This is a genomic window from Pseudoalteromonas luteoviolacea S2607 (assembly GCF_001625575.1).
Classification (GTDB): domain Bacteria; phylum Pseudomonadota; class Gammaproteobacteria; order Enterobacterales; family Alteromonadaceae; genus Pseudoalteromonas; species Pseudoalteromonas luteoviolacea_E.
In genome coordinates, this window is the sequence record NZ_AUXV01000032.1 from 1 (window position 1) to 12,282 (window position 12,282).

A 12,282-nucleotide genomic window follows, 5' to 3' on the forward strand; every position below is an offset into this window, starting at 1 on the left:
TTTTTTGCTTTTAAGTCCCTAGGCAGCAGCTAAACCGGCTCACTTCACCTTGCGCAAAAGAAGCGTACTCACTGCGTTTGTGGTGCTAAATCGCGCTTTAGCGCGATTTTAGCGCAAGGTGAAGCAAGCAACTTTCACAGGTTTATGTTTTATCGTATTACATAATTCCTTAGTGATAGCTTTGCTGTGCCTATTCATCCCTGAACCTGGGTCCCATCGCGCATCCATGCGCTCACTGTCGTTAACCCTTTGCACCTATTAACCCTTTTGCACGACTTTGTTAGGCTGGTAAGAAGTTGCCGTGGAAGCCCAATGGAATCGTGTAGGGGAGCCATGCTCGGCAGATTGGCCCTGCTGACACATCATCAGCATGCAGAACATTTAGACAAGTGCGTTTGCTGGGAATATGAAGCGCTGTTCCTAGCAAGTAACCACCTTGTTCCTTGTTACTTTGATTAACAAGTACATGCTCTTCGACTAGGTAGTCCTTGCCATAAGTATAAATATCTTGTTTCTCAGTATTGAGATCAATACGTCTAACGCTATCACTCCAAACATCACTTTGGACAGAAGACAGGGTAAATAGCCTACTATTTCTTTTCCCCGTTATATGATTATAAACTCTTGGAAATTCGCTAATACCGTCGATATGTTGCTTTTGAACTTTCCCATTTTTATATAGAGTAAACAACACAGTGTTTGCTGGAGACAGTGGAGCGTCTGTGTTTCCTTGCATTGTGAGTGTCATATGCTGTAACACCTCTCCATTGGGGTAGAGGCTGGCGTCAAAATGAATGTTACCCTGGTGATCTTCCCACGCATTCCCAAAATGAAAAATGAAGCCGGGATCTAGCTCATATCGTCTTACTGTTTTTAGACTTTGCTTGCTCACAATAAACACGTCCATTGGTTGCTGAGCGTTAAATTGAATCGATGAAAACTCCCCTGCTATAGTCCTATCTCGTTTTAGCGAAGGTAGAAGTAGAACGATATGATGTTGTGTTATAAGAAAGTCATGTAACATGCCACCTTTGAATCCCGTATTCACCATTCCGACATTTAGTAGCTGGCCACGACTATTTAGTTGGTATAAAACTACATGACCCGATTGTGCGTAACCAAAATTCCAGATAGTGCCATCTGCTTCTACTTTAGGGTGAGCAGAGAAAGGAAGCCCTTTAAGGCTACTAGCATGTGGTGTTTTGTCACCTAAATTGATCAGACCTTTGGTATCCAGCGTATTTTTGTCAATCGCGGTTGGGGATCCTGCTTCCCAAAGAGCCCACAACTCGCCATTAACTGGCAAAATATTGGTATTGGCTGTATTAATTGAGTCAGGAGAAGGGATTGCTAAGCTGTCAGTAAGCTTACTGTCTGGGCCTGAGAAAAGATATTTTCCAGCTCTTTCCTCTTGTACAAATTTGTTGGTACGAACAAATTTTGCGTGGTGGTGAATTTCTCCCTGAGCAATACTAAATTGGTTTACCATCCCATCACCTTCAAACAAATGAAGATAGCGTTCGCCTGATCTTTGGTGACGGCCTGGCCCATTGCGATAAAAGCTTCCATTTAAATCTGCCGGTAATTTCCCTTCAAGCGTTAACTTCTGAGGGCCAATGTCAGTCTCAGTACCTTTAAAGCCAACCAGCTCAGGGTGTTGCTTTAGTGCGGCTGAAAAGCGTTTATGGTTTAGTATTAATGATTCATTTGCCTTATTGTTTGCCGCTAAAGCTATGTTGGGTGAAACTGTATGTACAATTGGCGCTGCCACCATGCCTTTGAGAAATTGTCGACGTTTCATAATCATTTTCCTTAGTAAGTTAATGTCATTGATTCGACATTGCTGCCCTGTGTAATTGTGATTGTCATATCTTCGTATGAAGGAGGGCCAAATTGCATGGTGGCATGATTAGAAAAGCTAACCCCTTCTGTCGGAATACCAAATAAATTGGTATCTAGTTGGGCATTGTTATTTTCATCATGAAAAAGTCGAATGGTATAAGCCCCTGGCTCTAGGTTACTAAACTGGGTGGAGACGGTTCCTTTCTGTGCTCTAACGATGGCTGCGGTGTATGACTCCCCAGCTATATACTGTTTTTCTCCTTTAAACATCTCTATGTATATTTTGCCTGGTTTTGCATTTATATCGTTAATAGTAAGCTTAAGGTCTGCAGCGAATAAGGGGGCACTTATACATGCTAAAGTAGCTATCAATTTCTTCATTTGTTACTCCAATTTAGTTACGTTAAGTCTGCGTTGAATTGCGCTCTGTGGTAAAAAAGATAAAATGCTATGGCCGACAGAACAATGCACTTTTCGCGAAAGGGGATAAGACTTCGTGAAATGCACGAGTCTGTTTGGCGATTCGTGAAAATTAAAAAAATAACTATAAAATTCAAAGGTTAATTATGATGTTGCCAATAAGGAAAATTGTTTCTGACTGCATTGTCGTATTTGTATTTGCTGGCTTTTTAGCCTTTTTAAAGCCATTTGGTATGCACAATGTGAGCTATATATATGCATTTGGGTTTTGGTTGGTAATGTGCTTTATCGGCTATGCACTCTATGCGCCAGCTATTAGAGTAGGTGATAAAGCTTTTGCTGTGACTTTTGCTAACTTTAAGTACCGCCAGTGGCTGTCTCTTGCTTTTTCTACGTCAATGGCGAGCGTGTTGCTTGGGTTGCTAGCGCCTTTCATTATTGGTCTGTTTTTTGGTACGCAAAACGATTATTGGTCATCGGTGGGGTCGTCGGTTATTGCCAGTTTATTTATTGGTGGATTTATTACTTTTGTGAGCTTTATAAAAGATTATGTCAAAGCACAGCACGTGCTAATTTCTGAGCAACAACAAAAAATTACTGCTGGCGCAGCATCTGTTAAAAACGACAACGTGGTGAAGTTTATGAGCAAGCTGCCATTGGAAAAGCGTGGAAAACTATTGTGTTTACAAATGGATGACCACTACCTGAAAGTATTTACTGATAATGGTCAGCACCTTTTGTTGATGCGCTTTAAAGACGCTCTCTGTCAATTAGAGGGCTTTTCTGGATTTCAAACTCACCGATCTTGGTGGGTTGCGCAAGATGCGGTCCGTTCGACTAAGAAAGTGGGTAGAAAGCTTGTATTAATACTTGAAAATGATCTCGAGGTGCCCGTTTCACAAACGTATTTGTCATCTATCAAGCAAACATTAAACCTCGACTAAAGCGTGCCATTAAATACCAACTCTCCCAATTTATTTTCTACATTTTAGTGAAGTTTGCCTAAGGTTTAACAGTGTGCGACTTGTGTCGCAGTTTTCCGCGTGGTAAAGTGCGACATATGTCACAGATGGAGGTTGATATGAAACCGAATAGTACGGAATTAGAGATACTTAAGTTATTGTGGAAAAAAGAGCCAAGAACAGCTCGAGAGATCCATGACGCGATAGAGGCAGAGTTTGCATGGAGCTACTCTTCCACACGAAAAACATTGGAAAGAATGAGTGAGAAGGGTTTATTAAAACCGGGAGAGTTAGGCAACAAAAAAACGTTTACTGCTTTGGTGGGTAAGGTGCCGACTTTGGCTGCATATGCACAGGATTTTGCCAAGTCTGTTTTAGAGCTGGATGGGCCTCTACCTGTTGCCATGTTTGCGGACAGTCGTTTAATTGAAGCCGATGAGCTTGAAGAATTAGAGTCGTTGCTCGATGAGCTTAGTGACAAGGAATAGGGGAGTCATTTTATGGTATGGTCCACTCTACTTGGCCCTATTGTCGTGGCGCTATTCTGGTCTATCGTAAGCTGCATTTTGTTCTATTGTGCAAAACGCATGTCTTTCAAGCACCCGGCATCCACTCGTTTGTGGTGGAGCGTATTGATATTGAGTACGCTACCGATAGTGCCATTAGGTATAGATAGCACGACTGGGAGTGTACCCAAGATTTTGCTTGAGATGGGCGGTTACATAGAGCAAAAGCAAATGAAGTTAAGTGAGGCGTATGCCAGCTCGATGATAGTCGAGGTACAGGATATATTGACGCTAATGTTTGTGGTGGTATTTGGTGTCAGTCTATTCAGGCTAGCAAAGTTAACGATTAATTGGTACAAGCTTAAGAAGCATTTGTCTTCACTGAAACCACTATCTTTAGTTTGGACCGATACGCCCTGCATTGAGGTACCCAGCAACATCTCTCCATTTGTATTTGGTATTATCAAGCCCACTCTGATAATTCCCCATTATTTTTGGCGGTTAGATAAAGCGCAGCAGCAGGCGCTGATTTATCATGAGCTGGTTCACATTCGCAACAAAGATCATATAGCCCTCGTTATTTGGCGTATTTTAAGTTGTCTGTTCTGGTTTAATCCGTATATTCGAAAAATGGAGCAAGCATTTGTTGGTGCCATGGAGTGCCGTTGTGATCAAGGAACAGTGACAACCTTTCAGTTAAATAAGAAGGACTATGCGGCGACTTTATTAGCTATTTTAAAACGCTCTGTCGAGTCAAATAATGTAACTGGCGTAGCGCATTTTTCATCTGAAACGCTAACTTTGGATGATTATAAGGTTCGGTTGCGTCATATTGTAAAACCCCAACCAAAACAGCCTTTACTCTTAGCCTTTAGCCTTCTTTTAGTCAGTGTTTGTTTAGCGGTACTCAATATCAAGGCGGCTCCATTTGTACGCAATATGGATGCGGGTTGGCATAATCCTATGCGCGATTTTAATATCAGTTCTTTTTATGGACATGTTTCGCAATTCAGAAATATGAAGCATCATGGTGGCATTGACCTTGTTGCCCCTATTGGCAGCCAGATAATGGCGATAGCAGATGGTAAAGTATTAATCGCTGATGATAAATCGCTACCGCACCGATATGGCAAAGTGGTTCTATTACAACATAAAAATGGCTATCAGAGTTTATACGCCCATTTAGATAGTATCGATGTGGAAAAAGGACAAATGGTGACAGGGGGGCAATCTATTGGCACGTTAGGTGAAACTGGAAAGGTGACAGGCCCACATCTTCATTTGGAATTGATCCACAGAGAACAAAGAATCAACCCACTGGCTGTTTTAGACCTGAAGTAGTTATGAAACGACATCAAATTTTTTATGCCGCGTGTATTGTGGTAGGGGTGAGTTGTACCCCAATAAAAGAGCCAACGCCCCAACAACCTGTTAGCAAACCTCCTCCGAGTGACGTCAAAGAGGCTGAGGTATTGGCTGTTCAGCCAAGCGTTGGGCTATTGACTGAGTCTGAGCCAAAAACAGTCACTGAAATAGTGACCATCGAGGCAGGGCAGTCACTCATGGAGATACTGCGGGTTTACAACTTATCCCCTCGCCAAGTAATTACTTTAGTGTCGGCCACTCAAAGTTGGTTAGATCTGAACTCGATAACCGCAGGTACACGATTGCAACTTATGCTCGATCATCAGCGCCAATTGACTGCGGTGATGTTTCAAGTGGGGTTTGCAAAAATGTTGGTTGCACGATTATCAAAAGAAAAATGGCACGTGAGTGAATTGAACATAGCGACTGAGCAAGTTATCCGGTATGCCAAAGTTGAGGTAGGTAACAGTCTTTTCAACAATGCACTGGCCGCTGACATTCCCGCTGGCATAATCAATAAGTTGATTTTGGTTATGTCTCATCGCATTGATTTTCAAAGGGCGTTGCATAAATACGATGAGTTAGAGGTACTTTATGATGCTGAGGTGCTATGTACTCAAAGCCTTCTTGGGTCACAATCGATGCCAAGAGCATTACGCTATGTGAGCCTCTCGGTCGCAGGTAAGCGTCAGGTGCTATATCTTCATAAGGATGAAAATGGCAAAAGCGCTTATTATTTTGCAGATGGCAGAGTTGCACAAAGCTTTTTGCTTAAGACCCCTTTAAATGGCGCTCGCCTTTCTTCAACGTTTGGCAAAAGAAAGCACCCAATTTTAGGGTTTACGCGCATCCATAAAGGGCTCGATTTTGGTGCTCCAGTTGGTACACCCATTTTTGCAGCTGGAGACGGAACAGTGCTAAAGGCCAATTGGGGGGGAAGTTTTGGCAACCGCGTACTGATTCAACATCAACATGGGTACCGCACCCTTTATGCCCATTTGCAGGGATTTGCAAAAGGCATCAAAGCGGGGGCGCCGGTAAAGCAAGGGCAAGTAATAGGATTTTTAGGCAATACAGGGATGTCCCAAGCGCGCCACCTCCACTATGAGGTTCACAAAGATGGTCGAGCAATAAACCCGCTGCACCTCGACTCCAATCAAGTTTCGCATAACAAGATGACTGAGCAGCAGTTAGCTCAGCTTACTCGAACAATTGCTGAAATTGACGCTCGGTTATCAATTGCGCGCAGTGAGCATTTTGATCCACCACAGAAAATAGCATTAGTTGAAAAATAAAGGAGTTTATTTAGTGATGAATACAGTTTTACTTGGCTTAATGTGTATTCTGACGATGAGTAGTGCTTTTGCTACTAAAAAGTTTGAAATTGACAATACAGATACTATCCCGATTACATCTCGATTCAATCAACAAAGTTACGAATTGTATGTCCGCTTGCCTAAAGGCTATAACAAAAGTAATAAAGCCTATCCGTTAATTCTTATTAATGATACAAGTTACTCCATTGCAACGGTCAGCGGTATTTTGCATCTCATCGAAGGGCGAGATGTAGAGGAAGTTGTTGTAGTGGGAATATCATACTCTATAGGTACAGATAAGCTGTTCAGTCGAACACGTGATTACACACCAACCTACGCGCCTAAAGAAACGGGGGGACATTCTTTGGCTGCACAAAAGGTTTCTGGTCAGGCTGATGATTATGTGCAATTTATATCTAAACAGGTATTGCCTCTTGTTTTTGACCGATACCGCATCAACCAATATCGAAAAACCTTTGTCGGGCATTCATATGGTGGTCTCTTGGGGACTTATATTCTCTTAACAACACCGACATTATTTGAATCTTACATATTAGGCAGTCCATCCTATTGGTATGACGACGAAGTTATATTTAATATAGAGTCAAAATATGCCGAAAAGAATCAATCATTACCTGCAGAAGTATTTGTTTATGCGGGTGGTAATGAAGGCGTCATTCAAAGGGATTTACACAAGTTTGTCGAAGTACTGAAAAGTCGACAATACAAAAAATTTAAACTCTCAAGCAAAATCATCCCGAACACTTCTCACTTTAGTGTTTTTGCACTACTTCTCACTGATGGATTAATAGGCCTTTACGGCAAGTAGCCTTCTTTTAGATGTAAGGTGGGGTTGGTACCACCTTACCCTTATAGTTTTTCAACATATTGAATTCATTAATTATATTGTTTAATTAATGCCCTTTATACGAACTATCTACGTTTTCGTTGTGTATTTTGCATTTATTTGCCAGTGTAAACTTCGCTCGCAATGAGTTTCGATTATTCGTTATGTTATAACAATTGCTGTTTGGTTAAATAATTGTGTAATTTTATTGACACAATTGTTTGATCATTTTATATTCGCTCTGTATCCATTAGAAGAACAATAAAAAATGAAGAAACTTGCCTTTTTACTAATTTTGTCAGTTATTTCTATATCTTATTGGTTTTTTTATAAGCCTAGTCCCGAAATAGTTCATATTGATCATGTACCGAAAAGCGCATTGAAAGTTGAAAAAAATGTAAATGATTCGGTGGCGGTTACCGCACCGATTGCGCCTGTGAATGATGTTAAAGTTGTTTCTAGCACAATTAAAAAAGCAGTGCGGGAAAGAGATAGATTACCGTTAGATATTGGGGAAATTGCATTAATCTCTGAAGAAGCTAAAGGTGTACTCGTGGAAGCTGGGGTATTAGTTAGAGATATTAGTGAAGAAGCGTATGTGGAGTTTGACCTGTCAGCAATGCAGCAACTAGAAGTTGGAGATACTTTTGACCTGACTATTCCACAGACAACCGAAATGCATCGGGCGGAAGTAACTCAAGTCGATGTTTTTCCGAATGGCGATAAAAGCGTTTTTGCACAGGTTACGGGGTCAGATAACCGCTTTCATAACTCAGTGATGACGGTCGGTAGCAATGCTATCTATGGTCAGTTTACTGTATCTTCAGGGAACTACGTTTTTGAATCCCATGGCAAGCATGGCTGGATAGCGGCAAAGCGCGACCTATATAAGAATCATGTGGAGCACACGCCGTCAGAGCGTGCACCTACTGAAGGAGAAAAGGATCTCTTTTCTCCACCAATAATAAAAACACAGACAATAAGAAAGGAAAATTAACATGAAAAAAGCAATTCTAGCGACTGCGCTTACTGTTGCGTCGGGTCTCGCTCATGCAAACACCATTGATATCGCAATTTTGTATAGCGATGCTGCTGCTGCAAAGACATCTAATATCCAAACGAAAATTAATCAGTTGGTGTCTTTTTCAAATCAGGTTTACAGCCAAAACAACATCAACTTAAGGCTAAACCTTGTCGCATCAGATTCTATCGGCAGCGCGCAAGTAACGGCTGATGAAAACTGGCTTAACTCGCTGACTAATAGCGCTTCGATTGCACAGTACCGTAACACACATGGTGCTGATATGGTTGCTCTATTGGGCGTTGGTTCGTCTGCGGGCAGTAACTTGATTAGTTGTGGTATCGCTTGGGTTGGTCAAGGTAGTAATGGTAATTTATATCCATCACAGGTGGATAAAATGTACTCAATCACAGCAGTAGATTGTGGTGCTACAACATTCGTACATGAACTTGGGCATAACCAAGGTCTAACACATGCACGCAGACAGGGTGACACATCAGGTGGTGTATATACAGATGGTATGGGCCATGGCGTATATAATGTATTTACGAGTATTATGGCGTATCCACATGTATTTGGTAGTGCAACGCAATACGACTACTTCTCAAACCCTAACTGGACTGCACATGGTCACCCATATGGTGTAGAGGGTGAATCTTATGCGTGGAGAACTGTTAACGCGACAAAAGACGATATCGCTAACATGAAATAATAGTGAATTAACTATATTCACGCACATGTAAAGGTTTTTTGCAGCGCTCTTTTTGAGCGCTCTTTTTTATCCCTTCCAGCTATCATCACTCATCGCCTAGCCTTTGCAAACATGCCAACAACAAAACAGCCATAATTAATGAAAATTTAAAACTCAAATCAACGAATTTTTCTGTCGCTGAGTATAATGCCAATGTTCTTGTATGAGATTGGCTTGATAAGTAATACAATTAGGTTAATTCGAGCTTCTTAAACATCCTTTGATCTGTGTAGTTGATTGTCAATGTTGGTTTCAGTATGTTGACAATTGGTGCTATCAAGGGGAGTTAATGAACGATATTTTGGGTTTGTACTTTACGCTTTGTGAAAAAGTGTCAACGTAACTTTCTAAGATTTTGAAACAATTTAATGCGTTCCATTCATTAAAATCTTTTTTAAGTAGATGTTTAATAAGTACAAATTCATAAGTGCTCAGTTTGTAAAAAGATTTTTCATACTTGTAACTGTATATTTATTAAGGGGTTTCCCTGTTTTCCCTTAGCTAGCAGTGGTTGATGTGTTAAGGAATTCCTTGGTACACTTGGTGAGTGGTTTTTTTATGAATATTTACATATTTCGTATTATTCACTTAAGTTTCTTCATATCTGTTAATCAATTAAGTGACTGGTACAGTTTGCCGGGAATCGATATTTGCGAAAGGATATTATGCGGGCTTCGTTAGGGGAATTTGTTTTAGATCTTGAACAACGTTTGCTGTTCCTAAATGACGAAGAGATCGCAATAGAACCCAAAGTGATGGAGTTGCTCTTATACCTCCATCAGTGCCGTGGTCGATATGTCACTATCGAAGAATTACATGAGCAAGTATGGACAGACCGTATTGTGACAGACACGGCTGTGCGTGGCAGTGTGAAAAAGCTGCGTGTGATATTTAAAGATGATGATATCTCGTCACCAAGCTACATAAAATCGGTTCCTAAACGTGGTTATAAACTAATATGTGAGTCGTCCCCAATAGTAGAGGGAGCACCGGAATCGTTTACTGATTTAGAACCTGCACCACCAAGCACCACCCAATCAAGTCTCAAAAAAGAACAATATAAGTATAGAAAGCCACTGATTTATTTTGCTTTATTGGTGATGTTGCTCGTGGGAAGTGCCGTTTTCTTAACGCATCAAGGCTTACACTTTCCATCAGCCCAAGTCACTGTATCCAGTGTTGATAGCTTGACTGAATTTAAAGGGGAAAAAACGTCTATCGCGGTATCTCGTGATGGCCGGTACATAGCCTTTACTGGGCGAGCGGTTAAAAGTGAACATAGCCAAGTATATCTTTACGATAAACTTGAAAAGACGACGCGTCAGCTTACAACGCAAGAGCCACACGCTATGTTTGTTAGATTTGCGCAAAATGATAAAGCGTTGATATTCAGTAACACTCTCACAGGCAATTCTTCACTAAAACTATTGCCGTTAACCGTATCAGACCCCGAAAGTGCCATGGTGACATTACTTGAAGGGCGCTATTTAATTGGTGAAATCCAGTTAGGAAGAACCAGTTCCGAAATCATTGTGCAACTGGCTAATCAGCCACAATCCAAGCTCATGTTGTATGCGATTGACTTGGAAGGTTACCAAGAAACTCGCTTGGTTGCGGTAAGTCAGTCAGATGAGTTTATTGTCAGTGTTAGCACTTCGCCAGATCGCACCCGTTTAGTCACTTTGAATTTACAGGCAGGCCGAACTCAACTTGTGTTGCATGATTTAGCGACTAAACAAGAGACACGTTTGATAGATGACACAACGCCTTTGAAGAAGGTTGTGTGGCGAAACGATAACGAATTATTGTTGCTTAATAACAGCTCGATCCGGTTGTACAACCTTAAAACTCAAAAAGAGTATGAGGTGTATGATAATCGCGGCGCGTTAATTAAGACAATTGAAAGTGATCATCAAGGTGGGCTGGTGGTGATTAAAAAGTCTCAGGAAAGGGCCGAACGTTTGTATATAGAGCGCTCTTTTTCTGGTGCTGTTAGCAAGGTCATTGATACTCGGCCTGAGATTGCATCTATGATGTATGACTCTCAAGGCGATGAACTGAAATGGGTCAGAATACTTAAAGATGATCTCAATTCTCTTGGTAGTTTTAATGTGAAAACTAAGCATATAGATATCTACTACCAAAGTGAGAATCGGTTGGAGTTTTTGGATGTTTCCAAGGATCACAAATGGATGCTGTTTAAAGAGAATTACCGATTAGCTGTTTATTCAGTTGAACAGCAAAAGGTTCACTATTTAACTGCAAGTTTTAACTCAAGCAGTGATGGTGTGTTCTATCAAGATGATCAATATATCTTGTATGGCGTGCAAGTCGGCGGTAAATGGGAGATCCAGCGTTACAACTTATCTACTGAAATAAGTGAGGTTTTTTTAACTGGATATCGTTCAATCAGACCAGCCTCAAACGGGTATGTGGTTGCCGGGGAGAGTGGAGAGCTTGCGTATCTAGATTCACATTTAGGCGTTGCACAGGCGCTAAGTCACCGTATTGGGCTTGAACCCATTACGCGTTGGCATGTTAAAGATGACCGGATCGTATGGTCAACCTATGACCACTTGAAAAGTTATATACATCACTTTGACTTAAATAAACGGCATTATCATGTGACAGAAGACTTTTTCTTGAGCCTGTATCCTAGAATATCTGTAGACAGAAATGCAGCGCGTGTTGTGTATCTATCCGTTCAAATTAATGACGCCGCCTTGCAACAGGTTAGCTTTGAGTAATTTACTTACTATGTTTGATTTTTCCCCTAAACCATAAAGAATAAGATTATGAATATTACAAAAATACTGGCCTTTGCTGCGCTAAGTGTATCGCTATTTGGCCCCATCTCTAGTTCAGAAAGTTCCTTTCCTAAACCTGGACCAGAAAGTTGTCCACTTATAGGCAATTGTGAAGACCCGTCTTCTGGTCGCCACTAACAGCTAGTATCCAGCCAAAATTTTGCTGGGCACCTCTTTCAGATTTGCCCAGCATCAAAATTCTTATTTTCTCAATACCCACGCCATTCTTATTTTACATAAACAAAGCAAAGCGATTGCATTTTTATGTGTGTTAACTATATGAATTTTATGCTTATAAAATAAGTTATATAAAAGTAATGCAATGGTTGTTGGAGATTTTGCATTATTTTTATAGCTTAAGCGGCACAACGAAGTCAGGCCAATTAGTTGTTTAATTTTGCTTGATAAACGTGTGTAAAGAGAGAGTCAGCCAGGAAGCAGAAAT

General features: G+C 41.0%; 11 protein-coding genes. 9 read left to right on the forward strand and 2 right to left on the reverse strand.

Annotation, left to right across the window (positions count from 1 at the left end):
- Window positions 1-280 precede the first annotated feature (280 nt).
- Both N480_RS15025 and N480_RS15030 read right to left on the reverse strand, forming a co-directional pair.
- A complete protein-coding gene (locus N480_RS15025; RefSeq protein WP_063373299.1) occupies window positions 281-1,801 on the reverse strand; it encodes a carotenoid oxygenase family protein in 1,521 nt (506 codons plus the stop codon).
- 11 nt (window positions 1,802-1,812) lie between these two features.
- Entirely contained in the window at window positions 1,813-2,223 is a 411-nt protein-coding gene (locus tag N480_RS15030) for a DUF2141 domain-containing protein (RefSeq protein WP_063373300.1), read from the reverse strand.
- A 185-nt stretch (window positions 2,224-2,408) separates the two neighbouring features.
- On the opposite strand from N480_RS15030, the gene N480_RS15035 reads away from it, so the two are divergent.
- The 9 genes from N480_RS15035 (at window position 2,409) to N480_RS25390 (ending at window position 11,975) form a co-directional block, all read left to right on the forward strand.
- Window positions 2,409-3,206, forward strand: coding sequence for a LytTR family DNA-binding domain-containing protein (locus N480_RS15035; RefSeq protein ID WP_081231891.1), 798 nt, complete (start codon window positions 2,409-2,411; stop codon window positions 3,204-3,206).
- Between the two features lie 137 nt (window positions 3,207-3,343).
- Window positions 3,344-3,712 (forward strand): BlaI/MecI/CopY family transcriptional regulator, encoded by a 369-nt coding sequence (locus N480_RS15040; RefSeq protein ID WP_063373302.1) that lies wholly within the window; start codon window positions 3,344-3,346, stop codon window positions 3,710-3,712.
- Between the two features lie 12 nt (window positions 3,713-3,724).
- Window positions 3,725-5,071: a M23/M56 family metallopeptidase gene (locus tag N480_RS15045; RefSeq protein ID WP_063373303.1), complete on the forward strand. Its 1,347-nt coding sequence runs from the start codon at window positions 3,725-3,727 to the stop codon at window positions 5,069-5,071.
- 2 nt (window positions 5,072-5,073) lie between these two features.
- Window positions 5,074-6,390 carry a peptidoglycan DD-metalloendopeptidase family protein gene (locus tag N480_RS15050; RefSeq protein WP_063373304.1) on the forward strand — a complete coding sequence of 439 codons (1,317 nt, stop codon included), beginning with the start codon at window positions 5,074-5,076 and terminating at the stop codon, window positions 6,388-6,390.
- A 16-nt stretch (window positions 6,391-6,406) separates the two neighbouring features.
- Window positions 6,407-7,240: an alpha/beta hydrolase gene (locus N480_RS15055; RefSeq protein ID WP_063373305.1), complete on the forward strand. Its 834-nt coding sequence runs from the start codon at window positions 6,407-6,409 to the stop codon at window positions 7,238-7,240.
- Window positions 7,241-7,526: 286 nt separating this feature from the next.
- Window positions 7,527-8,255: a hypothetical protein gene (locus tag N480_RS15060; protein ID WP_063373306.1), complete on the forward strand. Its 729-nt coding sequence runs from the start codon at window positions 7,527-7,529 to the stop codon at window positions 8,253-8,255.
- A 1-nt stretch (window position 8,256) separates the two neighbouring features.
- Window positions 8,257-8,991 (forward strand): zinc-dependent metalloprotease family protein, encoded by a 735-nt coding sequence (locus tag N480_RS15065; RefSeq protein ID WP_063373307.1) that lies wholly within the window; start codon window positions 8,257-8,259, stop codon window positions 8,989-8,991.
- Window positions 8,992-9,680: 689 nt separating this feature from the next.
- Window positions 9,681-11,777: a winged helix-turn-helix domain-containing protein gene (locus N480_RS15070; RefSeq protein WP_155732863.1), complete on the forward strand. Its 2,097-nt coding sequence runs from the start codon at window positions 9,681-9,683 to the stop codon at window positions 11,775-11,777.
- Between the two features lie 48 nt (window positions 11,778-11,825).
- Complete coding sequence (locus N480_RS25390; protein ID WP_155732864.1) at window positions 11,826-11,975, forward strand: hypothetical protein; 150 nt, start codon at window positions 11,826-11,828, stop codon at window positions 11,973-11,975.
- The last annotated feature ends 307 nt before the right edge of the window (window positions 11,976-12,282 follow it).